At 60.9% G+C, this 25,677-nt stretch carries 21 protein-coding genes; 18 read left to right on the top strand and 3 right to left on the bottom strand.

Annotated features, from left to right (window positions below; all coding sequences use genetic code 11):
- The first annotated feature begins 7 nt into the window (after positions 1 to 7).
- Both K0F85_RS04300 and K0F85_RS04295 read left to right on the top strand, forming a co-directional pair.
- Positions 8 to 355 (top strand): GIY-YIG nuclease family protein, encoded by a 348-nt coding sequence (locus K0F85_RS04300; RefSeq protein ID WP_219114700.1) that lies wholly within the window; start codon positions 8 to 10, stop codon positions 353 to 355.
- A gap of 57 nt (positions 356 to 412) precedes the next feature.
- Positions 413 to 862 carry a MarR family winged helix-turn-helix transcriptional regulator gene (locus K0F85_RS04295; protein ID WP_219114699.1) on the top strand — a complete coding sequence of 150 codons (450 nt, stop codon included), beginning with the start codon at positions 413 to 415 and terminating at the stop codon, positions 860 to 862.
- A 19-nt stretch (positions 863 to 881) separates the two neighbouring features.
- Here K0F85_RS04295 and cqsA read toward each other — a convergent pair whose 3' ends face one another.
- Positions 882 to 2,129: an alpha-hydroxyketone-type quorum-sensing autoinducer synthase gene (gene cqsA / locus K0F85_RS04290; RefSeq protein ID WP_219114698.1), complete on the bottom strand. Its 1,248-nt coding sequence runs from the start codon at positions 2,127 to 2,129 to the stop codon at positions 882 to 884.
- 152 nt (positions 2,130 to 2,281) lie between these two features.
- Here cqsA and K0F85_RS04285 point away from each other — a divergent pair, with 152 nt between their 5' ends.
- Positions 2,282 to 3,580, top strand: coding sequence for a HAMP domain-containing sensor histidine kinase (locus K0F85_RS04285; protein WP_219114697.1), 1,299 nt, complete (start codon positions 2,282 to 2,284; stop codon positions 3,578 to 3,580).
- A 3-nt stretch (positions 3,581 to 3,583) separates the two neighbouring features.
- Positions 3,584 to 4,591, top strand: a complete 1,008-nt coding sequence (locus tag K0F85_RS04280) for a response regulator (protein WP_219114696.1) — start codon at positions 3,584 to 3,586, stop codon at positions 4,589 to 4,591.
- On the opposite strand, the gene K0F85_RS04275 is transcribed toward K0F85_RS04280, so the two are convergent.
- The gene (locus K0F85_RS04275; RefSeq protein WP_219114695.1) at positions 4,588 to 7,119 is read right to left on the bottom strand and encodes an ABC transporter permease; all 2,532 of its coding nucleotides are present in this window, start codon (positions 7,117 to 7,119) and stop codon (positions 4,588 to 4,590) included. The two genes, K0F85_RS04280 and K0F85_RS04275, sit on opposite strands and share 4 nt — an antisense overlap.
- Before the next feature lie 23 nt (positions 7,120 to 7,142).
- On the bottom strand, positions 7,143 to 8,174 hold the full coding sequence (locus tag K0F85_RS04270) for an adenosine deaminase (RefSeq protein WP_219114694.1): 1,032 nt from the start codon (positions 8,172 to 8,174) through the stop codon (positions 7,143 to 7,145).
- Positions 8,175 to 8,751: 577 nt separating this feature from the next.
- Here K0F85_RS04270 and K0F85_RS04265 point away from each other — a divergent pair.
- The 14 genes from K0F85_RS04265 to K0F85_RS04200 all read left to right on the top strand — a co-directional run bounded on the left by K0F85_RS04265 (position 8,752) and on the right by K0F85_RS04200 (position 25,656).
- Entirely contained in the window at positions 8,752 to 10,674 is a 1,923-nt protein-coding gene (locus tag K0F85_RS04265) for a PrkA family serine protein kinase (RefSeq protein ID WP_219114693.1), read from the top strand.
- Between the two features lie 70 nt (positions 10,675 to 10,744).
- Positions 10,745 to 12,013 carry a YeaH/YhbH family protein gene (locus K0F85_RS04260; protein ID WP_219114692.1) on the top strand — a complete coding sequence of 423 codons (1,269 nt, stop codon included), beginning with the start codon at positions 10,745 to 10,747 and terminating at the stop codon, positions 12,011 to 12,013.
- The gene (locus K0F85_RS04255) at positions 12,013 to 13,614 is read left to right on the top strand and encodes a SpoVR family protein (RefSeq protein ID WP_219114998.1); all 1,602 of its coding nucleotides are present in this window, start codon (positions 12,013 to 12,015) and stop codon (positions 13,612 to 13,614) included. The genes K0F85_RS04260 and K0F85_RS04255 overlap by 1 nt, the downstream gene beginning before the upstream one ends.
- Positions 13,615 to 14,152: 538 nt before the next feature.
- The gene (locus K0F85_RS04250) at positions 14,153 to 14,809 is read left to right on the top strand and encodes an energy transducer TonB (RefSeq protein ID WP_219114691.1); all 657 of its coding nucleotides are present in this window, start codon (positions 14,153 to 14,155) and stop codon (positions 14,807 to 14,809) included.
- A gap of 86 nt (positions 14,810 to 14,895) precedes the next feature.
- The gene (locus K0F85_RS04245) at positions 14,896 to 15,825 is read left to right on the top strand and encodes a MotA/TolQ/ExbB proton channel family protein (protein WP_219114690.1); all 930 of its coding nucleotides are present in this window, start codon (positions 14,896 to 14,898) and stop codon (positions 15,823 to 15,825) included.
- Between the two features lie 5 nt (positions 15,826 to 15,830).
- Positions 15,831 to 16,259: a biopolymer transporter ExbD gene (locus K0F85_RS04240; RefSeq protein WP_071075811.1), complete on the top strand. Its 429-nt coding sequence runs from the start codon at positions 15,831 to 15,833 to the stop codon at positions 16,257 to 16,259.
- A 105-nt stretch (positions 16,260 to 16,364) separates the two neighbouring features.
- A complete protein-coding gene (locus K0F85_RS04235) occupies positions 16,365 to 16,796 on the top strand; it encodes a biopolymer transporter ExbD (protein WP_180977327.1) in 432 nt (143 codons plus the stop codon).
- Positions 16,797 to 16,874: 78 nt separating this feature from the next.
- Positions 16,875 to 18,086 (top strand): hypothetical protein, encoded by a 1,212-nt coding sequence (locus K0F85_RS04230; protein ID WP_219114689.1) that lies wholly within the window; start codon positions 16,875 to 16,877, stop codon positions 18,084 to 18,086.
- A gap of 187 nt (positions 18,087 to 18,273) precedes the next feature.
- Positions 18,274 to 19,245, top strand: a complete 972-nt coding sequence (locus K0F85_RS04225) for a bifunctional riboflavin kinase/FAD synthetase (RefSeq protein WP_219114688.1) — start codon at positions 18,274 to 18,276, stop codon at positions 19,243 to 19,245.
- Positions 19,246 to 19,326: 81 nt separating this feature from the next.
- Positions 19,327 to 22,227 (top strand): isoleucine--tRNA ligase, encoded by a 2,901-nt coding sequence (gene ileS / locus K0F85_RS04220; protein ID WP_219114687.1) that lies wholly within the window; start codon positions 19,327 to 19,329, stop codon positions 22,225 to 22,227.
- Positions 22,228 to 22,310: 83 nt separating this feature from the next.
- Positions 22,311 to 22,820: a signal peptidase II gene (gene lspA, locus K0F85_RS04215; protein WP_101482446.1), complete on the top strand. Its 510-nt coding sequence runs from the start codon at positions 22,311 to 22,313 to the stop codon at positions 22,818 to 22,820.
- Positions 22,821 to 22,837: 17 nt separating this feature from the next.
- On the top strand, positions 22,838 to 24,058 hold the full coding sequence (coaBC, locus tag K0F85_RS04210) for a bifunctional phosphopantothenoylcysteine decarboxylase/phosphopantothenate--cysteine ligase CoaBC (RefSeq protein WP_219114686.1): 1,221 nt from the start codon (positions 22,838 to 22,840) through the stop codon (positions 24,056 to 24,058).
- Between the two features lie 34 nt (positions 24,059 to 24,092).
- Entirely contained in the window at positions 24,093 to 24,542 is a 450-nt protein-coding gene (gene dut / locus K0F85_RS04205) for a dUTP diphosphatase (RefSeq protein WP_219114685.1), read from the top strand.
- A gap of 10 nt (positions 24,543 to 24,552) precedes the next feature.
- Complete coding sequence (locus tag K0F85_RS04200) at positions 24,553 to 25,656, top strand: M48 family metallopeptidase (protein ID WP_219114684.1); 1,104 nt, start codon at positions 24,553 to 24,555, stop codon at positions 25,654 to 25,656.
- Positions 25,657 to 25,677: the final 21 nt, after the last annotated feature.

Raw genomic sequence — 25,677 nt, 5'->3', positions numbered from 1 at the left:
ATACAATATGGACAAGTCACGACAGGCAATATTGAAAGCACACTACCGGCAACAGCCGCCACCGCTGGGCATCATCGCCCTGCGGCACCTGCCCAGCGGACGGACCTTGCTCGAATGCAGCCGTAACGCGCCCGGCATGCTGAACCGGCATCGCTTCGAGCTCAACCTGGGCAAGCACCGCAACGCCCTGCTCCAGGCGGACTGGCGGCGCGACGGCGCGGCAGCTTTTTCCTGCGAGATCATCGACACCATCAAGCTGCTTGACGACCCCGCCTTCGATGCGGAAGCCGAGCTGGGCGCCCTGCTGGCGCTGCACCGCGCACAGTGGCTGGAACAGGGTCAGCCACTGTATTGATGAACATTGCTTTACACTTGCGTACTCAAGCACTGCGCAGACGACACAAAGACAACCATGACCGATCACACTTCCCTGCCGCCGGACAGCGATGGCGCGCTGGACTTTTTCCTGCGCATGGCGCGCGCCCAGGCGCTCATCGTGCGCCGCTTCGACAGCGCCCTGGGCAATTTGCATGGCCTGAGCTTCAGCGACTATCAATTGTTGTATCAGCTGCAGCGTGCACCCGGTGCGCGCCTGCGCCGCATCGACCTGGCAGAGCGCCTGGCACTGACGGCTTCCGGCGTGACGCGCTCCCTGATGCCGCTGGAAAAAATCGGCCTGGTGGAGCGCCAGGCCGATGTGCGCGACGCGCGCGTCGGCTATGCCGTGCTGACAGCGGCCGGCCAGGAATTACTGGAACATGCCAGCGCCACCGCGCATGCGGTGGGCCGCGAATTGCTGCAGGATGCGCCGGCAGAACAGCTGGGAGCGCTATCGGCCATCCTGGGCAAATTGGCAGGCTGACGCTGGCAGCCGCCGCCGCTTACACCAGCGCCAGCTTGCGCAAACGCCGCGTCGACTGCCAGTGTTCCACGCCCACTTCGGCGCGGATGGCGGCGCAGGCGGCCAACAACTTGGCGATGCCCGTCTCGTCGAGTCCCGCATTGAGGGTCAGGCGTACGAGGGCGCGGTTCTTCGCCGTTGCCGGGGCGCAAAACATGGCGCCGTAAATGCCCTGCCGCTCCAGCGCCTGGCGCAGGGCCAGGGTGGCCGGCTCGCCGCCCGCTTCCAGCGCCACGATTTGCTCCGTGCCATCGCTGACGTTGTAGCCCAGCTCGCGCAAGCCTTCGCGCACCTGCAGCGTGTGGCGCTGCAAAGTGGCGCGACGCCCATCGGCAGCCCGGATGAAATCGAGCGCCGCGCCCAGCCACGCCAGCTCATGTGCCAGCAGGCAGGAACTGAAGATGGCGGGGCGTGATTCTGACAAGAAATACCCCTTGAAGCGACTCGAACAGCTGATGAAACCGGCCCGGCCCGCGAAGGCCTTGGCCAGCGACGCCGTGCGGAAATGCACGCGGTGGCCCAGTCCCCAGGCTTCCACCAGGCCCGCGCCCTGCGGGCCATGCGTGCCCAGCGAGTGCGACTCGTCGACCACCACCACGCAGTCGCTGCGCTCGGCGATCTCGAGCAGTTCCAGCAGCGGCGCCAGGCTGCCGTTGGTGCTATACAGGGCGTCGACGACAATCACGCCGCAGCCATGCTTCTCCACTTGCCGCCGCAGGTGCGTCATGTCGTTGTGCAAGAAGGCGACAGCCTGGGTCTGCGCCGACAGCACGCCTTCCCACAGCGAGGCATGGGCTTGCATATCCAGGTAGACGGGAATGCCGGGGCTGGCGATACACTGCAGCAAGCCGACGTTGGCCGCCATGCCGGACTGCGCCAGGATGCCATCCTCGCAGCCCATGAAGCGGGCCAGACGACTTTCCAGCCGGTGCTGTTCGCTGCCTTCCTGCAAGTACACGGCCGACATCAGCATGCCGCCCGCGTTCGCCTGCAGGGATGCCACCTGGGCCGCCACCAGCGCCGGCTCGGCGGCGATGGACAAATAGTCATTGCCCGCCAGGAAAATGGCATGCGCGGGTGTCGCTTGCCAGGCATGGGGATGCTGGCCGCCCAGCAATTTTTCGATGCGCGTGATGTGATGTGCATCCATGCGCCGCACGATGTAGTCTGGCAGGCAGTGTTCGGCACGGGCAATGGATGGGGTGTGCAAGTTGGTAACGATGGTCATGGGTTTTCTCCTAGGGAAAGGTTTGCTGCGGATTAAAGCCTTGACCGTGTTGCCAACTCATCCATTGACGTATATCAATGTCCGACGCGATAACCGTTCAACCAGGAAAATTTACGCGATGATAATGTTCTAAAGAGAATCAAGGCAGAGTCATGACGCAGCAATGGCAAGAACGATGGATACACTGGCGCAGGCGCCTGCTCCATTCGCTGCTGCATGAACGCGTGCCGCATGAAAACCTGGCAGGCAGAGTCGCCATGCTGGCCGCCGTGGGCACGGTGGCGATGCCGCTGTACTACCTGCTATGGCATTTCTTTTTTCCGCAAGCCTATGAAAACCTGGCCCTGCGCCTGACGGGCGTGGGCATCTGCGCCGCTGGCCTGTTTGCGCGCCGCTTCTCGTCACGCTGGTTGTCGCGCTACCTGCTGTTCGCGCTCAGCTACATCCTGCCCTTCTTCTTTACTTTCATGTTTCTGATGAATCAAGCGTCGTCCATCTGGAGCGAATCGCTGCTGATCGGCCTGGTCGTGCTGTTTCATTTCGAAACGAAACTGGCTTGCCGCGCCTACCTGATTGGCACCAGCAGCGCCTGCCTCGCCGTTATCCTCCAGGGAGAGGGCCGCTTCCTGCTACAACGTGACGTGCTGCAGCAACTGCCCGTGCACTGGTTCACCATTGCCGCGCTGTCCGTCGTGAAAGTAGGCAGCAAGGTGCTGGAATTGGAACGGCTGGCAGGCCTGGCGGCCGGGCTCGGTTCCGTGGCGCACGAGCTGCGCACGCCGCTGACCAGCGTGGAAGCCAATGTGCGGGGCATGCGCCGGCTGCTGCCGCAGCTGGCCGGCCAGGCGGACGACACCCCTCCGTTGCAGGAAGCCCTGTCGCGCATCCAGTTCGAAGTGCGCCACATGCAGCACATGATCGATTTGTTCCTGATGAGCGCCAGTGCCGTGAACCGCAACCTCCAGCCCAGCCAGGCGCTATCGATGCTGGCAATGGTGAGCTCCGTGCTCAAGCGCTATCCATTTACCGGCAACAAGCAGCGCAGCAGCGTCAAGGTGGACGTGCGCGCCGACTTCCAGTTCGCCGGCCAGGACGAACTGTGCGTGGTGATCCTGCTGAACCTGATGAGAAACGCGCTGAAGGCCATCCAGCGGGCCGGCAAGGGCCGCGTGCGCATCATCATCGATGGCGCCCGCCCCGTGCCCAGGCTGCTGTTCATCGACACGGGCTGCGGCATCGCGAAAAACCGCCTGCCGCTGATCTTCGAGCGCTTTTACTCGCATCCCGTGCATAACGGCAGCGGCATCGGCCTGGCCCTGTGCCGGCAGATCGTCACTGCCTGGCAGGCGCGCATCCGCTGCGTGTCGCGCGAGCATGCGTATGCGATTTTCATCCTGGAATTTCCCCAGCCCCTGCCCGCCCGCTTTCAACCCTCTTCCCCCGCAAGGTGATGTATGCCACTGCCCGTCTACACCCATCCGACCCTGACCGTATTGATCGATGACAGCGATTCCTTCCTGAAAAGCCTGGCGTTCCAGCTTGACCCTGGCCTGGCGCGCAAGACTTTCCACGACACCAGCAGCGCGCTGCACTGGCTGCGCCACAGCACGCAAACGGGCGAGACGCCGCTGCACGTCAACTTCGACACGCAAAACCTGCCGCCCGACCAGTGCAACGTGGCGCTCGATCTTGATCGCATCTGGCGCATCAGCGGCCAGGCGCAGCGCTTTGCCGTGCCCTCCGTGCTGGTAATCGATTATTCGATGCCGCAAATGAATGGACTGGAATTCTGCCAGGCCGTGCGTGACTTGCCGTGCAAGAAGATCTTATTTACAGGGGCGGCCGATGAAAAGGTGGCCGTGACGGCCTTCAACCGGGGCTTGATCGACCGCTACATCAAGAAGAGCGACGACGAAGCACTCGACATCCTGGAACAGGAAATCCATGCCCTGCAACGCGAATTCTTCCTGCAGCAATCGGACACCGTGCGCGACTTGCTATTACTGCATGACTACAGTTTCTTGCAAGACGAAGCGCTGGCCGGTGTGGTGTACGCGCTGTGCCAGCGGCATGGCTTTGTCGAGTTTTACATTTTTCCCAATCCTGGCGGCATCCTGTTCTTCACACGCGATGGCCAGGCCCGACTGATGATCATCGAGACGGAACGCAGCCTGCACACGCAGTACGAAATGGCGCGCGACAGCGACGCACCCGAGTCCTTGCTGCTGGCCTTGCTGGAAATGCGCGTGATCCCGTACTTTTCGGACGCCGACAGCGATGGCATGTATGCGGCGCACATCGGCGAAAACTGGTTCCGTTACTGCGCCGCGCCGACCATCTGCCTGGGGCGCGAAACCTATTTCTGGGCCCTCTTCGACGTGCCGCCGCACCAGCTGGGCCAGCCGATCCTGTCCTACGCGCAATTTTTACGCGCGCAGGCGGGCGACAGCGTGGGCGCTTAGCTTTCCCGCAGGGTTTGCAACGGCGGATGTTTCAAGACATTGCGCAAGCCCAGCCAGCCACCGGCAATCGCGCACAGGGCGCCAGCCAGTAAACCGAAGGCCCACACGCCGGGCGCGAAGCTCCAGGCGAACTTGAACTGGTACGTCGCCAGGGCCCAGCCCATGGCGGCCGCGCCCGTGGCCGCCAACAGGCCGGCCAGTGCGCCGACCAGGGAAAACTCGATCAGCTGCGCCTGCGCCAGCTGGCGCCGCGTGGCGCCCAGGGCGCGCAGCAGGCCCGCTTCGCGCGTGCGCTCGTCTTGCGAGCCCATCAGCGCCGCATACAGCACCAGCAAGCCCGACGCCAGGGTAAACGTGAACAGGAATTCGACGGCCGTCACCACCTGGTCCAGCACGCCCTGAATTTGCTTGAGCACGCCGCCCACGTCGACCACCGTCAGGTTCGGGTAGTCGCGCAGCAAGGCATTGCCCAGGTCCGCCTGCGCCGGCGGCAAGTGGAAGGCCGTGATCCACGTCTGCGGCGTGTCCGCCATGGCGGCCGGATTGATGATGACAAAGAAATTGACGCGCATCGAACCCCATTCCAGCTTGCGCAAGCTGGTAATGGCCGCTTCGACGCTCTGGCCGGCGATATCGAAGCGCAGCTTGTCGCCCAGTTTCAGTTTCAATGTCTTGGCGATGCCTTCTTCCACCGACGCCTCAAACGGCGCGCCGGGCGCATTGGCGAACCACTTGCCGGCGACGAGCTTGTTCTCCTCCTGCATGGTGGCCATCGTCGAGAGGTTGAATTCGCGGTCGGCCAGTCCCTTGGCGCGGTCATCCTCATAGGTGGTTTCCGTGATGGCCTTGCCGTTCACCGCCACCAGGCGCCCGCGTATCATCGGATACAAGGGCGCGTTGGCCACGCCGGCCTTGGCCAGGCGCGCGGCGATCGGCTCTTTCTGTTCCGGCAAGATATTGATCATGAAGCGGTTCGGCGCGTCCGGCGGCGTGGCGTTGCGCCAGGCCACCATCAGGTCGCCGCGCACCACCGTCAGCAGCAGCAAGGCCATCAGGCCCAGCGCCAGCGACACCACCTGGATGACGGTGGCGCCCGGACGCCGCTGCAAGGATGTGACGGCGAAGCGCCAGCCCTGGTGGTTAAAGGCGCCGCGCAGGGTTTTCAGCGACTTGATGCCCAGCCAGCCGGCCAGGCCGAACAGGGCGAAGCCGCCCAGGAAGCCGGCCGCCGTCAGCAGCGCCAGTTTCACGTCGCCCGCCTGCCACAGCAGCAGCACGACGAAGGCGGCGATGCCCAGGCCGTAGGTCGCCAGGGCCAGCGCCTGCGGCGGCTCCTGCTCGCGGCGGATCACGCGGTTATGCGGGACATTGCGCAACTGCAAAATCGGCGGCAGGGCAAAGCCCAGCAGCAACAGCATGCCGGTGGCCACGCCCTGCAGGGCGGGCAGCATGGAGACGGGCGGCAAGTCGCTCTGCACCAGCTTGCCCAACAGTTCCAGCAGCACCAGGTGGCCGCCGAAACCGACTGCCACGCCGACCAAGCTGCCCGCCAGGCCCACCAACAAAAACTCGATCACATACATGGCCGTGACCTGGTTCTGCGTCAAGCCCAGGCAGCGCAGCATGGCGCAGGCGTCCAGGTGGCGCAGCATGAAACGGCGCGCGGCCATGGCCACGGCGACAGCCGCCAGCATGGCCGACAGCAGGCCGACGAGCGACAGGAAACGGTCGGCCCGGTCCAGCGTCGATTGCATCTGCGGGCTGCCCGATTCCAGCGACTCGATGCGCACGCCTTTTATTGCCTGCGTCTTGATCTGGTTTTCCAGCCAGGCTTGATATTGCGCAAGTTCGGCCGCCTTGGCGGGCGGCGCCGACAACAGCAGCCGGTACGAGACGCGCGAGCCGTTCTGCACCAGCGCCGTGGCGGCCAGGTCGCTCAAGGGCAGCATCACCCGGGGGGCGAAGTTCAAAAAGGACGCGCCACGGTCCGGCTCGCTGGCGATCAGTTGCGTGACGGTAAACGCCTTGTCGCCCAGCTTCAAGGTGTCGCCCAGCCTGGCGTTCAGGCTCGACAGGATCGCCGCATCGACCCACAGCGTGCCAGGCGCCGGCACCTGGCTGGTCGGCTGGCCGACGGCATCCTGCGCTTCGCTAGTGCTGGTGGTGATTTTCAGCTTGCCCCGCTGCGGGTAGCCGGGCGAGACGGCCTTGATGGACGCCAGTTGTGACGTCGACTGCTCGCCCTCGCCCGCCTGCGCCATGCTGGGGAAGGTCACCGTATCGGCCAAGGTAAAACCGCGCTTGTGCGCTTCTGCGCGCCAGGCAGCATTGACGGGCTGGTCGGCGTTGATGACCAGGTCGGCGCCCAGCAACTGGTGCGCGTCGCGGTTCAAGCCCGCGCGCAGGCGGTCGACGAAGAAGCCGACGGCCGACAGGGCCGCCACGGCCACGATCAGCGCGACGAGCAGGAAACGCAGTTGCCCGGCGCGCCAGTCGCGGCCGGTCATTTTCAGGGAAAGGCGGAGCATGGGCGGCGGGTCTCTATGAGAATTTATTGCGCGATGCCGTGGGCCGCCGCGTGCTGGGCGAAATACGCATCGACGGTGGCGAGGAAGGCGTCTTTTTGCGCCTGCGGCAGGAAGGCGGCGATGAAACCGTTGCGCGCCAGACGTTGCGCGTGGGACAGGCCCAGCGGCAAGGCGTCGAAGATGGCGTCGAAGTTGTCGTTCATATAGCCGCCGAAATACGCGGGGTCGTCGGAATTGACCGTCACCAGCAGACCGGCGTCAAGCAGTTGCACCAGGTTATGGTCATGCATCTGGTCGAACACGCGCAGCTTGGTGTTCGACAGGGGGCAGACGGTCAGCGCAATCTGTTCGCGCGCCAGGCGGGCCGTCAGTTCGGCGTCTTCCAGGCAACGCACGCCATGGTCGATGCGTTCGACTTGCAAGTCGTCGAGTGCCGTGCGGATGTAGGCTGGCGGGCCTTCCTCGCCCGCATGGGCGACCAGGTGCAGTCCCAGTTCGCGGCAACGGGCAAACACGCGCGAGAATTTCTCGGGCGGGTTGCCCACTTCCGAGGAATCGAGTCCGATGCCGATGAATTTGTCGCGGTGCGGCAGCGCGTCTTCCAGGGTCTGGAAGGCTTCTTCCTCGCTCAGGTGGCGCAGGAAACACAGGATCAGGGCCGCGCTGACAGGACTATCCTGGCAAGCGCGATAAATACCATTGATCACATCAGCGATGGGCACGCCGCGCGCCGTGTGCGTCTGCGGGTCGAAGAAAATTTCCGTGTGCAAGACATTGTCCGCATCGGCGCGCAGCAGGTAGGCGCGCGTCATGTCGTAGAAATCCTGCTCTTTCAAGAGCACGCTTGCGCCAGCGTAATAGATGTCGAGAAAGGATTGTAAATCCGTAAAAGCATAGGCGCTGCGCAAGTGTTCCACCGATTCATAGCCCAGCGGCACGCCATTGCGCTCTGCCAGTGCGAAAATCAGTTCTGGCTCCAGCGAGCCTTCGATATGGATATGCAGTTCAGCCTTCGGCATGCCGCGGACGATCGCGCGCAATTGGGAGTTCATCATGGGTGTTCCTTCTAGGGTGAAGATAAAATTGCTGGCTCGCGCACGCGCACGCGCTGCGCGCAGGGCCATCAGACATGCAGGCATCTTAGCGCAAGATGGCCGGCCTCACCGGCGCCCGGGCGCCACAGCGCTGGCGGTGGCAGCGGCCTGGCCGACACCGGCACGCGCTGGCGAATTGTCGTATGATGGTTTAAAAGGTACAAAAAGGTTCATTGAAATCGATGGAAAATTTGATGATTTATCCAATTAAATCAACAATTTACAAACAAGTATTAAGGATATACCGACATATCTTTTGACTTCCTGATCCTTTAGAGCAATAATAAATTTCATGGGGTAACGGTAAGTGCAACAAGCGCTATCAACAGTGAAAAAAAGCCGGCTGGCCACGTCAGCACACGGCATCAAGCGCCAGTTTTTTGGTCCGGGCAATCCGGACTCGCAAAGACAGCCGGGCTTGAAACAACAATAAAAATCGATACGGGGTACAGGAAAAGTTCAAGCGGCAAGCCCAGGCGAGTGCCAGGCGGGCGGCCATGGTGACTGGCAGTTCAGGTTTACATTAAAGGACATTGACATGACCATTTTTGATAACTATGCAGCGCGCTACGAGCGCACCCGTGAAGAAGAAATGTCGCTCACCGAGTACCTGGCCCTGTGCAAGAAGGACAAGCTGACGTATGCCAGCGCGCCCGAACGCATGCTGGCCGCCATCGGCGAGCCGCAGCTGGTCGACACGCGCAACGACACGCGCTTGTCGCGCATCTTCGCCAACAAGATCATCAAGATCTATCCCGCCTTCCGCGAGTTCTACGGCACCGAGGAAGTCATCGAGCAAGTCGTCTCGTATTTCCGCCACGCGGCGCAAGGCCTGGAAGAACGCAAGCAGATCCTGTATTTGCTGGGCCCCGTCGGCGGCGGCAAGTCTTCCATCGCGGAAAAACTCAAGTCGCTGATGGAACACGTGCCCTTCTATTGCCTGAAAGGTTCGCCCGTCAACGAATCGCCGCTGGGCCTGTTCAACGAGCAAGAGGACGGCACCATCCTGGAAGAAGATTACGGCATCCCGCGCCGCTACCTGCGCAACATTCCCAGTCCGTGGGCCGTCAAGCGCCTGCATGAATACAATGGCGATATCAATCAGTTCCGCGTCGTCAAGCGCTACCCTTCCGTGCTGAAACAGATCGCCATCTCGAAGACGGAGCCGGGCGACGAAAACAACCAGGATATTTCATCGCTGGTGGGCAAGGTCGACATCCGCAAGCTGGAAGACTATGCCCAGGACGATCCGGACGCCTACAGCTATTCGGGCGGCCTGTGCCTGGCCAACCAGGGCTTGATGGAATTCGTGGAAATGTTCAAGGCGCCCATCAAGGTCTTGCATCCGCTGCTGACGGCCACGCAGGAAGGCAATTACAAGGGCACGGAAGGCTTCGGCGCGATTCCCTTCGACGGCATCATCCTGGCCCACTCGAACGAGTCGGAATGGAAGACCTTTAAAAACAACCGCAACAACGAGGCCTTTCTTGACCGTATCTATATCGTCAAGGTGCCGTACTGCCTGCGCGTGACCGATGAAATCAAGATCTACGACAAGCTGGTGGCCAATTCCTCGCTGGTCAAGGCCCCGTGTGCGCCCGGCACCCTGCGCATGATGGCGCAGTTCGCCATCCTGTCACGCCTGAAAGACCCGGAAAATTCCAGCATTTTCTCGAAGATGCTCGTCTACGATGGCGAAAACCTCAAGGACACGGACCCGAAAGCCAAGTCCATGCACGAATACGTCGATTACGCGGGCGTGGACGAGGGCATGAACGGCTTGTCGACGCGCTTTGCCTTCAAGATCCTGTCCAAAGTGTTCAACTTTGACAATTCCGAAGTGGCCGCCAATCCCGTGCATCTATTATATGTACTGGAACAGCAGGTCGAGCGCGAGCAGTTCGCGCCGGAACTCGAGCAGCGCTACTTCTCCTATATCAAAGAGCACCTGGCGCAGCGCTACGTGGAATTCATCGGCAAGGAGATACAGACGGCTTATCTGGAAAGCTATTCGGAATACGGGCAGAACATCTTTGACCGCTATGTGACGTTTGCCGATTTCTGGATACAGGACCAGGAATACCGCGATCCGGACACGGGCGAAAGTTTCGACCGCGAATCGCTGAACAATGAACTCGAGAAGATCGAGAAGCCGGCGGGCATTTCCAATCCGAAGGACTTCCGCAATGAAATCGTCAACTTCGGGCTGCGCGCGCGGGCCTCGAACGGCGGCAAGAATCCCGCCTGGACCAGTTATGAAAAGTTCCGCACCGTGATCGAAAAGAAAATGTTTTCGAATACGGAAGAATTGTTGCCCGTGATTTCCTTCAATGCCAAGGCCAGTGCCGACGATGCCAACAAACACGCCGACTTCGTGGCCCGCATGGTGGAAAAAGGCTATACGGCCAAGCAGGTACGCCTGTTATGCGAATGGTACTTGCGCGTACGCAAGTCATCCTAGCGCGGACAGCGGGCGCGCTCCCGCCCGGTGACTGGCGGGGCGCGCAAGACGAGAAGCAAGGAGGCACCCTTTGACATACCTCATCGACAGGCGCTTGCAAAGCAAGAAAAAATCCGCCGTCAACCGCGAGCGTTTCCTGCGGCGTTACAAGGGCCAGATCAAGGATGCCGTGGGGCGCGCCATCAAGGGGCGCTCGATCACGGACATCGAGAATGGCGAGAAAGTCAGCATCCCCGTCAAGGACGTGGGCGAACCATCGTTCGGCCACGCGCATGGCGGGGTGTGGGAAGTGGTCAATCCAGGCAACAAGGAATACCTGAAAGGCGACCAGATCGCGCGGCCGAAAGGCGGCGGTGGCGGCGGGCGGGGCAAGGCGGGCAATAGCGACGAGACGACGGAAGATGACTTCATCTTTGAATTGTCGCGCGAAGAATTCATGAATTACTTCTTCGAGGACCTGGAGTTGCCGCACATGGTGAAAACCCAGCTGACGGCCACCACGGAATTCAAGAACCAGCGCGCCGGCTACAATATGTCGGGCACGCCATCGAACATCCACGTGCTGCGTTCCCTGCGCGGCGCGCTGGGGCGGCGCATCGCCGTGGGCGGCGGCGCCCGCAGACAGCTGGCGCAGGCCGAGGAAGACCTGGCGACCCTGTTGCACGAAGGCGCGCCCGACAGCGACCCGCTGGTGGTGGAACTGCGCCGCCTGATCCACCACCTGCATACCCGCCTGCTGGCGATTCCCTTCATCGACCCGTTTGACTTGCGCTACAGCAACCGCATCAAGGTGCCCAAGCCGATGACGCAGGCCGTCATGTTTTGCATCATGGACGTCTCCGGCTCCATGGACGAGTCGCGCAAGGACACGGCCAAGCGCTTCTTTATCCTCCTGTATCTGTTCCTCAAGCGCGCCTACGACAAGATCGAGGTCGTCTTCATCCGCCACCATACGGCGGCGGCCGAAGTGGACGAGCAGGAATTCTTCAATTCGCGCGAGTCCGGTGGTACCGTCGTCTCGTCCGCCTTGCACTTGCTCAACACCATCATCGACGAACGCTATGGCGCCGGGCAATGGAACAGCTATGTGGCGCAGGCGTCCGACGGCGACAACTGGGACAATGATTCCTTGCTGTGCCGGCAACTGCTGATCAACACCATCATGCCCAAGGTGCAGTACTACACCTATGTCGAGATCACCGACGGCCCGCAGCAAAACCTGTGGGAACAATATGCGGGCGTGCTCGACCACCACGCCCATTTCGCCATGCAAAAGATCGTCACGCCGGCCGATATCTACCCGGTCTTCCGCGAACTGTTCAAGAAACAGGTGAAATGATGAGTGCAGCCTTTGACCGCGCCAGCAACACTCCGGGCGAACCGTTCGTGCGCCTGCGCCACCCGAACGCCCTGCCCGAGCAGTCGGAATGGACGTTCGAACTGATCGAGCAAATCCACGAGGAAATCCGCCGCGTGGCGAAACAGTTCGGCCTCGACACCTATCCTAACCAGCTGGAAATCATCACGGCCGAACAGATGATGGATGCCTATACCTCGGTAGGCATGCCCGTTTCCTACAACCATTGGTCATTCGGCAAGCACTTTCTTTCTACCGAGAAAAGCTACAGGCGGGGCCAGATGGGCCTGGCCTACGAGATCGTCATCAACTCGAATCCGTGCATCGCCTATTTAATGGAGGAAAATAGCCTGACCATGCAGTCGCTGGTGATCGCGCATGCGGCCTACGGCCACAACTCCTTCTTCAAGGGCAACTATCTGTTCCGCGCCTGGACCGATGCGGACGCCATCATCGACTATATGGTGTTTGCCAAGAATTACATCGCCGAATGCGAGCAGCGCCACGGCGTCGATGCCGTGGAACTGCTGCTCGACTCTTGCCACGCCATCCAGAACTATGGCGTGGACCGCTACAAGCGCCCGGCGAAACTGTCAATGGCGAAGGAATATGCGCGCCAGAAGGAGCGCGAAGCCTATGTGCAGTCACAGATCAACCAGCTGTGGCGCACCCTGCCCCGGCGCGAGGATGACGAGGACGAGGAAGACCAGCGCAAGGCCGCGCCCCGCTTTCCGCCCGAACCCGAAGAAAACCTGCTGTACTTTATAGAGAAGTACGCGCCGCTGCTGGAACCCTGGCAGCGCGAAATGGTCCGCATCGTGCGCAAGATTTCCCAGTACTTCTATCCACAGCGGCAAACCCAGGTGATGAACGAGGGCTGGGCCACCTTCTGGCACTACACGATCCTCAACCAGTTGTATGACGAAGGCGTGGTCGGCGACGGCTTCATGATGGAATTTCTGAAAAGCCATACCAATGTAGTCTACCAGCCACCCATCGACAGCCCGTATTACAGCGGCATCAACCCGTATGCGCTGGGGTTTGCCATGATGAGCGACATCCGCCGCATCTGCGAACACCCGACGGACGAAGACCGCGCCTGGTTCCCCGACATGGCCGGCACGGACTGGCGCAAGAGCCTGGACTTCGCCATGCGCAATTTCAAGGATGAAAGCTTCATCGCCCAGTATCTGTCGCCGCGGCTGATCCGCGAATTCCACTTCTTTGCCGTGCTCGACGACGACAAGAATGAAAAGCTGGCCATTTCCGCCATCCACGACGATGCCGGCTACCGCTACGTGCGCCAGCAACTGGCGGAACAGTACAACCTGGGCAACCGCGAACCGAACATCCAGGTGTGGTCCGTGAATACGCGCGACGACCGCGCCTTGACCCTGCGTCACACGCAATTCCAGCGCCGCCCGCTGAACCAGCAGGCAGCCGAGGTGCTCAAGCATGTGGCACGGCTGTGGGGCTTCGATGTGCACCTCGATACGGTCGATCCGCAAGGCGTGGTGCTGGGCACTTTGAATTGCCGGCGCGAGAAGCGCAACCGGCGCGACGATGCACCGGCACGGCCATAAGTGATCTTCTTGATAATTATTTTAGCAAGAACATAAGCGCATCCTATGCCTGTATAGGAATTCCGTATGGCCTGGCGGCGTCAAAAGAGCTGTCATGAGCGCCTTTTTTGACCTGGGTGAAGTGCGTTGCGCACCCGTTTGGTGCGTGCGGATGGCTAAGTGGTCTGGTTCCGAGGCAAAACATTTCCAAAAAGAAAGATTTTTGTCCAAATTTAGCAGTTTCCATATTGAATATCACGAAATATAATTCCGCCAGATCGGCACATCGGAGAACTTAGCAGCGGTCGCCCAAAACGGCTGTAAAAAACCGATAAGACCGCCTTTTTTTCTGTCCGAAAGCGTGCAAAGATGACATAAGCAAGTACGTTTTCAGGGCGCAAAAGCGCCAAAAATTTAACCGGTTTTAGGCGTTAAAAATCTGTGTAAAATAAAGAATTCGTATGTATAATTCGGCGACGTCCCGGATACGGCTGGAGCTTTGTGTCGTCATTTTGGGGTTCAGTTGCAAGACAAGAGATGGTATTTGGAGAAAGCAGGCATGAATTTTTCGAACGAGAAAAGTCCCAAGAACTACACAGGCATAACCGTCGTTGTCCTGCTGCACGTTCTCGCGGCTTACGGGATCGCGACGGGCTTGGGCAAGCGGTTGGTCACCAAAATGATGGAACCGGTTGAAACCAAGATTATCGAGGAAGTCAAACCGCCTCCACCGAAGGATCTTCCACCGCCACCACCGCCGCCAGAAATGAAAGCGCCACCACCGCCATTCATTCCGCCAGTCGAGGTGAACGTGCAGCAGCCGCCACCACCGCAAAACGTGATTGCAAATACGACTGCGGTGAAGCCAGCCACGAATGTATTGGCGCCGCCAGCACCGCCTGCACAGCCTGCGCCAACTCCTGGACCAGCCAAATCGGTGCGTACGCCGGCCGTGGTTGACTTCAGTGTCTGCGAAAAACCGGCTTATCCAAAGTCGTCGCAGCGCAATGAGGAAACCGGTGTGGTGACACTGTCGTTCCTGATCGGTGTGGACGGCAAGGTCGCTGATTCGAAGATCGTGAAGTCCAGCGGCTTCAGAGACCTGGATAAAGCTGCGGTGCAAGGTATCAGCCGCTGTACATTTAAGCCGGCAACAGTTGACGGCAAGCCGGAACAAGGCTGGCAGCAAATGCAATACGTTTGGTCGCTGGATTAACACCCGAGACAGTTATCCCCTGTCTCACACCATGATTTCGTTGTCATTACGTTCAGCGATCTGTTATTTTTAATTTTGGAGGAAGCATGTTTAAGAATACCCGTTTGTCCGCATTTTTTGCCGCGGTTCTGTTGTCCGTTACCGCTACTACCGCTCTGGTAGCAGCTCCGGCATTCGCTGACGCGCCAGCATCGGCTGCCGCTTCGGCTCCTGCGGCAGACGCTGCTCCAGCACCAGTTGCCGCAGATGCCGCCGCTCCAGCAGCAGACGCCGCAGCTCCAGCCGCTGACGCAGCCGCTCCAGCCAAAACCGAAGAAGTGCACAACCCGTTCGGCCTGTCCGCAGTATGGGACGGTGGCTTCGTGCCACGCGCCACCCTGATCATCCTGTCCATCATGTCGATCGGCAGCTGGTACATCATCATCACCAAGCTGATCGATCAAATGAAGATCTTCAAGCAAGCCAAAGAAGCCGCTGCCAAATTCTGGAAAGCTCCTTCGATCGCTGCTGGTTCGGCAACCCTGACCGAAGGCTCGCCATTCCGCTTCATCGCTGAATCGGGCACCAAGGCAACGGCCCACCATGACGGCGCCCTGCTGGAACAAATCGATCTGTCGACCTGGGTAACGATGTCGATCCAGCGCGCTTCGGACAAAGTCCAATCGCGTCTGCAAGATGGCCTGTCGTTCCTGGCAACCGTTGGTTCGACCGCACCGTTTATCGGTCTGTTCGGTACCGTGTGGGGTATTTACGGCGCGCTGACCGCTATCGGCATGACCGGTAACGCATCGATCGACAAAGTTGCAGGTCCAGTTGGTGAAGCACTGATCATGACCGCTTTCGGTCTGCTGGTCGCCGTTCCTGCCGTTCTGGGTTACAACTGGCTGGTACGTCGTAACAAATCCGCAATGGAAGACATCCGCTCGTTCAGCGCCGACGTTCACTCGGTACTGATCTCCGGCGCCATGTCGACCAGCGAAGCTGGCCGTGCTGCCGGCGCTAAAAAGATCGGATAAGAATCATGTCGATGTCCGTCGGCTCCGACAGCGGAGATGAAGATCAAGTAATGTCAGAAATCAACACGACGCCGCTCGTCGACATCATGTTGGTTTTGCTGATCATTTTCTTGATTACAAGTCCAGTTGTCCTCAAGCTGCAGAAAATCGATCTGCCGATTGAGGCCAATCAAGCCCTGCAAACCAAGCCAGAGAACGTTAACATCGTTGTTAACAAGGATGGCGAGATTTACCTGGGCCAGACCAGACTGAAAGACACGAACGAACTGTTCGATTATCTTAAAGTTGAAGCAGTGAAAGTACCGCAGCCGGAAGTACACGTTCGTGGCGACCAAGAAACACGCTACGAATCGATCGGCCGGGTTATTTACACGACCCAACGTGCCGGGATCCAGAAGGTCGGCTTCATCACCGAACCACCTGACAAGGGCTGATAGCGGCTGGCAGCGGCGTCCCGGCAATAGGGGGACGCCACTGCCGGAAGCTGACCGGGCGGCAGTTTCGCCCGGTGCTTCGTTGGACTTCTTAAAGGAAACACTATGAGTATGAATGTCGGTTCGGGAAGCGCAGCAGGCGCGGATCCGGAACCAATGATGGAACTGAACATGACGCCCCTCATCGACGTGATGCTGGTGCTGATTATCATGTTGATCATCACGATTCCTAAGCAAAACCACTCGGTGAACTTGAACATGCCGGTCGGCACCCCGCCGCCACCGACAACCGAACCGGTGGTTGTCACGATCGATGTCGATTTTGACGGTACGATCTTGTGGGACAATCAGGTCGTTCCTGACCGCGCTTCGCTGGAAGCCAAGCTGAGCAACGTTGCTGCGCAAGCAGACCAGCCGGAAGTGCATCTGCGTCCGAACAAGCTGGTGGAATACAAAGTCGTCGCCGGTGTGATGGCGTCGGCGCAGCGTCTGGGCGTGACCAAAATCGGTCTGGTCGGCAACGAACAATTCCAGTAAGCTGCAGCAATCAGGTTCTCTTTACATCCGAATAGGCAGGACTTCCTGCCTATTCGCTTTTTACTGAAAGACTTTCTTATGTCCAAGTTTCGTCTCGCTCATCTCGGCCTCGTCATGGCCGCTATCGGTTTTACCGCAGCAACTCCCGTAATCGGCCTGGGCTCGCTGGCATACGCCGCGGACACCGTGCGTGCCGAAGTGGGCAAGCCACTGCAAGAAGCGCAAAAACTCGCTAGCAGCGGCAAAAACAAGGAAGCGCTGGCCAAGCTGCGCGAAGCTGACAACGTCAGCAACAAGACCGCCTTTGAAAGCTATCAGATCGAGCGCGTGCGCGCCTCGGCCGCCGCCGCCGCCGGCGATAACGGCGCCGCCATCAAGGCTTTTGAAGCCGTCATCAATTCCGGCCGCCTGAGCGCCTCCGAAGCCCCCAAATTCACGCAAGCGCTGGCAGGCATGTACTACCGCGCCAAAGACTGGCCAAACACCATCACCTGGATCAAGCGTTCGCTGAAAGACCGCGAAGACTCGCAGATGCGCGAACTGCTGATCCAGACTTACTACGTGAGCGGCAACTACGCCGAAGCGGCCAAGGAACTGCAAGCGCGCGGCGGCAACTCGGAAGGCAGCCTGCAAATGCTGGCCAACATCCAGTTGAAGCAGAACGACAAGGCCGGCTATGTAGCCACCCTGGAAAAACTGGCCGGCAGCTATCCAAAGACCAGCTACTGGGCTGACCTGCTGAACCGCGTTTCGGGCAAGCCTGGCTTCTCGCAACGCCTGGGCCTGGACGTTCAGCGCCTGCGCCTGGCCAACGGCCTGTTCACCAAGCCGTCCGAATACATGGAAATCAGCCAACTGGCCCTGCAAGCGGGCAATCCTGGCGAAGCTTTGAGCATCATCGAGCAAGGCTACAAAAAAGGCGTGCTGGGCACCGGTGCCGATGCCGCACGTCACCAGCGCCTGAAAGACCTGGCCCTGAAAACCCAGGCTGACTTCAAAGCCAGCGCGGCCAAGTCGGAAGCGGAATACGTGAAGAACAAGGACGCCGACAGCTTGAGCAAGCTGGGCTTCGCCCTGGTGTACGATGGCCAGGCTGACAAGGGCCTGGGCTTGATGAACGACGCCGTGAAAATGGGCACCGCCAAGTATGCGGAAGAAGCCAAGCTGCATCTGGGCATCGCCTACATCCACGCAGGCAAGAAAGCCAACGCATCGACTGTGCTGAAAACTGTCAAGGGCACCGATGGCGCGGCAGACCTGGCACGTTACTGGGTTCTGATGAACAAGTAAGACACCATCCTCAGGATAGTGTCGGGCAGCTAGTCGAGTGCCACAAAAAAGCGTTGCCAGCACACTTGCCGGCAACGCTTTTTATCATTTCAGCAGGGAAATTGCCCCTGCGCCAGCCCTGCCGGGTGTGCATCCCTGAAACAGTCCGTATAATCCCCCTTTTGGCACAGTTTTTCATCAGATTCCTATGAAGGTATTCCGCGGACTTCCCAATGCCCAGGCACGAGCGCCTTGCGCTCTGACCATCGGCAATTTTGACGGTGTCCACATCGGCCATCAAGCCTTGCTGGCGCGCGTGCGCGGCGCCGCGACCGAACTCGGCATTGAAGCGGCCGTGATGACGTTCGAACCGCACCCGCGCGAATTCTTCGCGCAGCGCGCGGGCGACCTGTCCAAAGCCCCGCAGCGCATCGCCAACTTGCGCGACAAGCTGCAATCGCTGGACGATGCCGGCATCGACCGAGTCGTCGTCGAGCACTTCAGCGCCCAGTTCGCCGCCTTGACGCCGCAGGAATTCACGGAAAAAGTCCTCGTCGACGGCTTGCACGTGAAATGGCTGATGGTCGGCGACGACTTTTGCTATGGCGCCCGGCGCGCCGGCGACGTGGCCATGCTGCAGGAAGCGGGCCGCGAATACGGTTTCCATGTCGAAACATTACCGACCGTGATGAATGGCAGCACGCGCATCTCCTCGTCCGCCGTGCGCCTGGCCCTGGCGGCAGGTGACTTCCCGCTGGCCACGCAGCTGCTCGGTCATCCCTACGCCATTTCCGGTCACGTGATCCACGGCCAGAAGCTGGGCCGCACCCTCGGCTTCCCCACCTTGAACCTGCGCGTGGCGCACCGCCCCGCCCTGTCCGGCATCTTCATCGTGCAGGTACACGGCCTGGGGCCAATGCCCTTGCCCGCCGTGGCCAGCCTGGGCGTGCGCCCCACCGTCGACGACAGCGGCCGCGTCTTGCTGGAAGTGCATCTGTTTGATTTCGCCCAGTCCTGTTACGGCACGCTGGTGCGCGTGGAATTCCTGCAAAAGCTGCGCGACGAAGAAAAGTACGACGACTTGCCCACCCTGACGGCCGCCATCGAGCGCGACTCGAACCAGGCGCGCGCCTATTTTGAGCAGCGCAGCGGCGCCATTACCGCCACCGACCGAATTTGACGCCGGCCAACTCCGTCGACTGGCGGCGCCTGTCGCCGCAAACCCGCTGCAAAAATATACTCCACACCATTAAAGAAGATTATGTCCGATCAAAACAAGCCAGCCACGCCCAAGCAGAACAAGAAGCCTGAAAGCAAATACCCGGTCAACATGACGGAAACCCCGTTCCCGATGCGCGGCGACATGGCCAAGCGCGAACCGCAATGGGTACAGCAATGGCAAGACAAGAAAATTTACGAGCGCGTGCGCAAGGCTGCCGCCGGCCGTCCGAAATTCATCCTGCATGACGGCCCGCCGTACGCGAATGGCGACATCCACCTGGGCCACGCCGTCAACAAGATCCTGAAAGACATGGTCGTCAAGTCGCGCTCGCTGTCCGGTTTCGACGCACCGTATGTACCAGGCTGGGATTGCCACGGCATGCCGATCGAGATCCAGATCGAAAAACTGCACGGCAAGAACCTGCCGACGGCCGACGTGCTGGAAAAGGCCCGCGCCTACGCCAACGTGCAAGTCGAGCGCCAGAAGAAGGACTTTATTCGTCTGGGCGTGCTCGGCGAGTGGGACAACCCGTATCTGACCATGGCGCACGGCAATGAAGCGGACGAATTGCGCGCGCTGGGCAAGCTGCTGGAAAAAGGCTATGTCTACCGTGGTCTGAAACCGGTCAACTGGTGTTTCGACTGCCAGTCGGCGCTGGCCGAGGCGGAAGTGGAATACGCGGAAAAACGCGATCCCGCCATCGACGTCGGGTTCAAATTCGCCGAGCCGGAAAAACTGGCGGCCGCCTTCGGCCTGCCTGCCCTGCCGACGGATAACGGTTTCATCGTCATCTGGACCACCACGCCGTGGACCATCCCGTCGAACCAAGCGCTGAACGTGCACCCGGAGGTGAAGTATTCGCTGGTGAAGACCGAGCGCGATGGCCAGCCGCTGCTGCTGATCCTGGCGCAAGACCTGGTCGTGGCCAGCCTGGCGCGCTTCAAGCTCGAAGGCACGACGATCGCTACCTGCGACGGCGCGGCCCTGGCCGGCATCAGCTTCCGTCACCCGCTGCACGCGGCCGACACTTTCTATGACCGTCTGTCGCCGCTGTATCTGGCCGAATACGTGACCACGGAAAGCGGCACGGGCGTGGTGCACTCGGCGCCCGCCTATGGCCTGGACGACTTCATCTCGTGCAAGGCGCACGGCATGAAGGACGACGACATCATCAAGCCCGTCATGGGCGACGGCAAGTTCGCCTCGACCCTGCCCCTGTTCGGCGGCATGACCATCTGGGAAGCATCGAAACCGATCTGCAACGCCCTGCGCGAAGCGGGTGCGCTGTTCGAAGTCAAGATGTTCGACCACAGCTACATGCACTGCTGGCGCCATAAGACGCCGATCATCTACCGCGCCACGTCGCAGTGGTTCGCCGGCATGGACGTGACGCCGAAAGACGGCGGCCCGACCCTGCGCGAGACGGCCCTGAAAGGCATCGCCGACACCGAGTTCTTCCCGGACTGGGGCCAGGCGCGCCTGCACGGCATGATCGCCAACCGTCCCGACTGGACCTTGTCGCGCCAGCGCCAGTGGGGCGTGCCGATGGCCTTCATCGTGCACAAGGAAACGGGCGACCTGCATCCGCGCACGCCGGAATTGCTGGAGCAAGTGGCCAAGCTGATCGAAAAGGACGGCATCGAGGCATGGCAGGCGCTGGACTTGCAAGACCTGATCGGCGACGAAGCGGCCATCTACGCCAAGAACAAGGACACGCTGGACGTGTGGTTCGATTCCGGCGCCACGCACCAGACAGTGCTGGGCGGCCCGCAAGCGCATGGCTCGCATTCGACGCAACTGCAATTCCCGGCCGACCTGTACCTGGAAGGCTCGGACCAGCATCGCGGCTGGTTCCACTCGTCGCTGCTGGTGTCGTCCATGCTGAATGGCCGTCCACCGTATAAAGCCCTGCTGACGCACGGCTTCACGGTCGATGGCGAAGGCAAGAAGATGTCCAAATCGCTGGGCAATACGCTGGCGCCGCAAAAAATCTCGGACACCCTGGGCGCCGACATCCTGCGTCTGTGGATCGCCTCGACCGACTACACGGGCGAGCTGTCGATCTCCGACGAAATCCTGAAACGCGTGACGGAATCGTACCGCCGCATCCGCAACACCCTGCGCTTCCTGCTGGCCAATACCTCGGACTTCAATCCGGCCACGGATGCCGTGCCGGTGGCGGAGATGTTCGAAATCGACCGCTATGCGCTGGCCAACATGGCCTCGCTGCAAACGCAAATCGAGAACAACTACGCGCGCTACGAATTCCACCCCGTGGTCTCGAAGCTGCAGACCTACTGCTCGGAAGACCTGGGCGGCTTCTACCTGGACATCCTGAAGGACCGCCTGTACACCTCCGCCTTGAGCTCGCAAGCGCGCCGCTCGGCGCAAACCGCACTGTGGCATATCACGCAAAGCCTGCTGCGCCTGATGGCCCCGGCCCTGTCGTTCACGGCAGAGGAAGCGTGGGCCGTCTTCGCTGGCGCCGAGGCTTACGCCGCCAGCGATGAAACCATCTTCACGCAAACCTGGTGGCAGCTGCCGGAAGTAGCGGACGCCGCCAACCTGCTGGAAAAATACACGGCACTGCGCGCCGTGCGCACGGACGTGACGAAGCAGCTGGAAGACTTGCGCACCTCGGGCGCCATCGGTTCCTCGCTGCAGGCGGAACTGACGATCAAGGCTGCGCCGATGAAGTACAAGCTGTTGACGACCCTGGGCGACGACTTGAAATTCGTCTTCATCACCTCGCAGGCCAGCGTTGTCGAAGTGCTTGAGGAAGCGGCCGAGGAAGTGGTCGTGGCAGCATCGACGGCGCCGAAGTGCGAGCGCTGCTGGCACTACCGCAGCGATGTGGGCACGGATGCGGCGCATGCTACCCTGTGCGGCCGCTGCGTCAGCAATCTGTTTGGAAAGGGCGAATCTCGCCGTTTCGCATAGACTGTCACCCCGGGGCGCTGCCTGCGTCCCGCTTGCAACCGCCGCCTGCTGCCAGGCGGCGGCTTTATCTTCCCTGGAAAAATATGGCCACTAAAAACCGTTTTTCATCGAAATCGTCTTCCTCATCGTCGCTCGTGCCCTGGCTGGGCATTGCCGCCATCGTCATCCTGTTCGACCAGATCACCAAGATCACGATACTCAAGACCTTCCGCTATGCGCAAGAGATGGTCATCACCTCGTATTTCAACCTGGTACTCGCGTATAACAAGGGCGCCGCGTTCAGCTTCCTGTCCGACCAGGGCGGCTGGCAGCGCTATTTCTTTACCGGCATCGCCCTGGCGGCCGCCATCTACATCATTTATCTGCTGAAAAAGCACGCCGGCCAGCGCATGTTCTGCTGGGCCCTGGCGCTGATCCTTGGCGGCGCGCTGGGCAACGCCATCGACCGCCTGATCTACGGCCATGTGGTCGACTTCCTCGACTTCCACTGGAAAAGCTGGGGCCATTTCCCCGCCTTCAACATCGCCGACAGCGCCATCTGCATCGGCGCGGCCCTGTTCATCATCGATGAACTGCGCCGGGTAAACAAATAAACACGCAGGAGAACGGCATGGAATTGTCCGGCAAAAAAATCGTCCTGGGACTCTCGGGCGGCGTCGCCTGCTACAAGGCGGCGGAACTGTGCCGTGCGCTGACAAAGGCCGGCGCCTCGGTGCAAGTGGTGATGACGGATGCGGCCAGCCACTTCATCACGGCCGTGACGATGCAGGCCCTGTCGGGCCAGCCCGTGCACACGAGCCAGTGGGATGCGCGCATAGACAACAACATGGCGCATATCGATTTGACGCGCCATGCGGATGCCATCCTGATCGCGCCGTGTTCGGCCGACTTTCTTCGCAAGCTCGCGCATGGCGTGTGCGACGACCTGCTCTCGACCCTGTGCCTGGCCCGCCCGGCCCACCTGCCATTGCTGGTAGCGCCGGCCATGAACGTGGAAATGTGGCAGAACCCCGCCACGCAGCGCAATGTGCAGCAGCTGCGCGACGACGGCATCAAGCTGTTCGGCCCGGCCGCCGGCGAACAGGCGTGTGGCGAAGTAGGCCTGGGCCGCATGCTGGAACCGGAACAGCTCTTGACAGAGCTGATCGCCGCCTTCCAGCCGAAAGTCCTGGCGGGCAAGCGCGTGCTGGTCACGGCCGGCCCCACCTTTGAAGCCATCGACCCCGTGCGCGGCATCACCAATCTGTCCTCGGGCAAGATGGGCTATGCGGTGGCGCGCGCGGCGCGCGAAGCGGGCGCCGAGGTACTGCTCATTTCCGGCCCCACGGCCCTGGACGCGCCGTTTGGCGTGCGCCGCATCGATGTGCAAAGCGCGCAGCAGATGCATGATGCCGTACTGGCCCACGTCGACGGCCAGCATGTCTTTGTCGCCGTGGCCGCCGTGGCCGACTGGCGCGTGGCCAACGCCAGCGAACAGAAGATGAAAAAGCAGGCCGACGGCTCCGTGCCGGAACTGCAGTTCGCGCAAAATCCCGATATTTTGGCCACCGTGGCGGCGCGCACCAACCTGGCCGGCTATCCCTACTGCGTGGGCTTTGCCGCCGAATCGGAAAACCTGGTGGAATTCGGTTCGACCAAGCGCGAGAAAAAAGGCATTCCCTTGCTGGTCGGCAATATCGGCCAGAACACCTTCGGCCAGGACGACAACACCATCATCCTGTTCGACGAGGAAGGCCATACCGTGCTGCCGCGCGCCTCGAAACTGAACCTGGCGCGCCAGCTGATTTCGGAAATCTCGAAACGCCTGGCAAAAAATTCGCTCCTCAAGTAACCCTCTATACGACTTAGCTCAGTTAATCAGATTCATGAAAAATATCGATATCAAGATCCTCGACGCCCGCATGCAAGAACTGCTGCCAGCCTACGCCACGCCCGGCAGCGCCGGCCTGGACCTGCGCGCCTGCATAGACGAGGCGATCACCATCGAAGCGGGACAGACCGTGCTCATTCCCACCGGCCTGGCCATCCACATCGGCGACCCGTCGTATGCGGCAATGATTTTGCCGCGCAGCGGCATGGGCCACAAAAACGGCATCGTCTTGGGGAATCTGGTAGGCTTGATCGACTCCGATTACCAGGGCCAGCTGATGGTATCGACCTGGAACCGGGGCCAGAGCGCTTTCACGCTCAATCCCATGGAACGCCTGGCGCAACTGATTATCGTGCCGGTGCTGCAAGTGGGCTTTAAGGTCGTCGAGGAATTCGGCGACAGCGAACGCGGTGTTGGCGGTTTCGGCAGCACCGGCAAACATTAAGGATTTTCTTATGCCAGGTTTCCGCCATCTGAACACAGCCCAGACTTCGCTGCGCCGATTGGCCACTCCCCTCCTGCTGGCCAGTGCGGCCATCCTCGCCGGCTGCACTACGCCGACGACGCATGTCAGCGGTCCGTTCAATATCGTACCCGCGCCCGATGCGCCTGCGCCGACGGCGCAGCAAAAGGCGGCGCAGGAAGAGCTGGTGAAAATGGTGGCGCTGCAGGACCGCCTGTCGAAAGTCTCGGCGCCCCTGCTGATCAACAATGCGGACCTGTGCAAGTCATATGCGCGCAACCTGCTGGGCTTTACGGCGCAGAATAAATATTCCTACCCTGGTCCCTATGCCGACGCGGCGCAGGCGGCGCTAGGCTACGGCGAACAGATGCAGGTATCTGGCGTCTTGCCGGGCAGCGGCGCCGCCCGCGCCGGCCTGCGCAAGGGCGACGACTTGCTGGCCGCCGAAGGCAAGCCGCTGCCGGCCGGCCCGAAAGCGGAAGGCCCGTTCGGCGCCATCGTCGGCCCGCTGGCCTCGAAAAGCGCGAGCCTGACCATGACCATCGGCCGCGATGGCCAGCAGCAGGACCTCAAAATCCCCGTCACGCGCGCCTGCGCTTTCCGCGTTGCCCTGGGCAATGCGGACAATGTCAACGCCTACTCGGACGGCGCGCGCATCATGCTCACGCGCGGCATGCTCAATGCGGCGCAAAACGACGAAGGCATCGCCTTCGTGATCGCCCGCGAAATGGCGCACAACATCCTCGACCACGCGCGCAGCCAGCGCACGGCAGGGACGGCCGGCAGCATCATCGACAGCCTGGGCGCCGTGCAACCCGACGTATCGATGCTGACGGGCGCCGCCGGCATCAAGGCCATGCCGCAGGAACTCGACGTGCAAGCCGATACCCTGGCCATCTACCTGCTGGCGCGCGCCGGCTACAATATCGACAACGCGGCCCGCTTCTGGCAGCGCCTGGCCACGCAAGTGCCGGCCACGGTCGCCAATGGCTACACGGCCCTGCACCCTGGCACCAACTCGCGCATGGCCGCCGTCAACCGCGCCGTCGCCGACGTGCGCGCCAAGCAGGCGGCAAAGAAGCCGCTGAAGCCTTGAATGCCAAAGGCGCCTGATGCA

This window comes from Janthinobacterium sp. UMAB-56, assembly GCF_900095265.1.
Classification (GTDB): Bacteria; Pseudomonadota; Gammaproteobacteria; order Burkholderiales; family Burkholderiaceae_D; genus Janthinobacterium.
The sequence above is the reverse complement of the archived record's forward strand: the minus strand, read 5'-3'. Positions and strand labels throughout refer to the sequence as shown.

What these genes read in the sequence shown, in the direction of transcription:
- K0F85_RS04300 (WP_219114700.1), top strand. Translation starts at nt 8, where the DNA reads ATGGACAAGTCACGACAGGCAATATTGAAAGCACACTACCGGCAACAG.
- K0F85_RS04295 (WP_219114699.1), top strand. Translation starts at nt 413, where the DNA reads ATGACCGATCACACTTCCCTGCCGCCGGACAGCGATGGCGCGCTGGAC.
- cqsA (WP_219114698.1), bottom strand. Translation starts at nt 2,129, where the DNA reads ATGACCATCGTTACCAACTTGCACACCCCATCCATTGCCCGTGCCGAA.
- K0F85_RS04285 (WP_219114697.1), top strand. Translation starts at nt 2,282, where the DNA reads ATGACGCAGCAATGGCAAGAACGATGGATACACTGGCGCAGGCGCCTG.
- K0F85_RS04280 (WP_219114696.1), top strand. Translation starts at nt 3,584, where the DNA reads ATGCCACTGCCCGTCTACACCCATCCGACCCTGACCGTATTGATCGAT.
- K0F85_RS04275 (WP_219114695.1), bottom strand. Translation starts at nt 7,119, where the DNA reads ATGCTCCGCCTTTCCCTGAAAATGACCGGCCGCGACTGGCGCGCCGGG.
- K0F85_RS04270 (WP_219114694.1), bottom strand. Translation starts at nt 8,174, where the DNA reads ATGATGAACTCCCAATTGCGCGCGATCGTCCGCGGCATGCCGAAGGCT.
- K0F85_RS04265 (WP_219114693.1), top strand. Translation starts at nt 8,752, where the DNA reads ATGACCATTTTTGATAACTATGCAGCGCGCTACGAGCGCACCCGTGAA.
- K0F85_RS04255 (WP_219114998.1), top strand. Translation starts at nt 12,013, where the DNA reads ATGAGTGCAGCCTTTGACCGCGCCAGCAACACTCCGGGCGAACCGTTC.
- K0F85_RS04250 (WP_219114691.1), top strand. Translation starts at nt 14,153, where the DNA reads ATGAATTTTTCGAACGAGAAAAGTCCCAAGAACTACACAGGCATAACC.
- K0F85_RS04245 (WP_219114690.1), top strand. Translation starts at nt 14,896, where the DNA reads ATGTTTAAGAATACCCGTTTGTCCGCATTTTTTGCCGCGGTTCTGTTG.
- K0F85_RS04240 (WP_071075811.1), top strand. Translation starts at nt 15,831, where the DNA reads ATGTCGATGTCCGTCGGCTCCGACAGCGGAGATGAAGATCAAGTAATG.
- K0F85_RS04235 (WP_180977327.1), top strand. Translation starts at nt 16,365, where the DNA reads ATGAGTATGAATGTCGGTTCGGGAAGCGCAGCAGGCGCGGATCCGGAA.
- K0F85_RS04230 (WP_219114689.1), top strand. Translation starts at nt 16,875, where the DNA reads ATGTCCAAGTTTCGTCTCGCTCATCTCGGCCTCGTCATGGCCGCTATC.
- K0F85_RS04225 (WP_219114688.1), top strand. Translation starts at nt 18,274, where the DNA reads ATGAAGGTATTCCGCGGACTTCCCAATGCCCAGGCACGAGCGCCTTGC.
- ileS (WP_219114687.1), top strand. Translation starts at nt 19,327, where the DNA reads ATGTCCGATCAAAACAAGCCAGCCACGCCCAAGCAGAACAAGAAGCCT.
- lspA (WP_101482446.1), top strand. Translation starts at nt 22,311, where the DNA reads ATGGCCACTAAAAACCGTTTTTCATCGAAATCGTCTTCCTCATCGTCG.
- coaBC (WP_219114686.1), top strand. Translation starts at nt 22,838, where the DNA reads ATGGAATTGTCCGGCAAAAAAATCGTCCTGGGACTCTCGGGCGGCGTC.
- dut (WP_219114685.1), top strand. Translation starts at nt 24,093, where the DNA reads ATGAAAAATATCGATATCAAGATCCTCGACGCCCGCATGCAAGAACTG.
- K0F85_RS04200 (WP_219114684.1), top strand. Translation starts at nt 24,553, where the DNA reads ATGCCAGGTTTCCGCCATCTGAACACAGCCCAGACTTCGCTGCGCCGA.